This window comes from Stenotrophomonas sp. YIM B06876, assembly GCF_030711595.1.
GTDB lineage: Bacteria > Pseudomonadota > Gammaproteobacteria > Xanthomonadales > Xanthomonadaceae > Stenotrophomonas.
This window is the reverse complement of the sequence record NZ_JAUJUJ010000585.1, coordinates 1-414: the sequence shown is the minus strand read 5'-3', so window position 1 is coordinate 414 and position 414 is coordinate 1. Positions and strand designations below refer to the sequence as shown.

The following is a 414-nucleotide window of genomic DNA, read 5'->3' as shown; positions in this document are numbered from 1 at the left end:
GGCGCGCAGCTGCTCGCACCGGTCGTTGTACTGCAGCAGGGCGGCATTGCCGGGCTCCACGGCACGTGCGAAGGCCAGGTTGGAGAGCGTGTATTCGTGCGCGCAGCAGACCCGCGTGTCGCCCGGCAGGGCAGCCAGGGTGTCGAGCGAAGCGAGCATTTGCGCCGGCGTGCCCTCGAACAGCCGCCCGCAGCCGCCCGAGAACAGCGTGTCGCCGCAAAACAGCAGCGGGGCTCCGTCCATTTGCTCGCAGTAATAGGCGATGTGGCCCGCCGTGTGGCCGGGCACGTCGATCACGGTGAACGGCAGGCCGAGCGCTTCGATCCGGTCACCGTGTTTGAGCGGCGTGCAGGGCTGGGGAATGCGCTCGCGCGCCGGCCCGTAGACCGGGGCGCCCGTGGCCTGGCGCAGCGC

General features: G+C 71.0%; 1 protein-coding gene. It reads right to left on the bottom strand.

What is annotated here, in order from left to right:
• Positions 1-414, bottom strand: a 414-nt coding sequence (locus QZH66_RS18585; protein ID WP_305807259.1) for an MBL fold metallo-hydrolase, incomplete at both ends; no start/stop codon positions are given.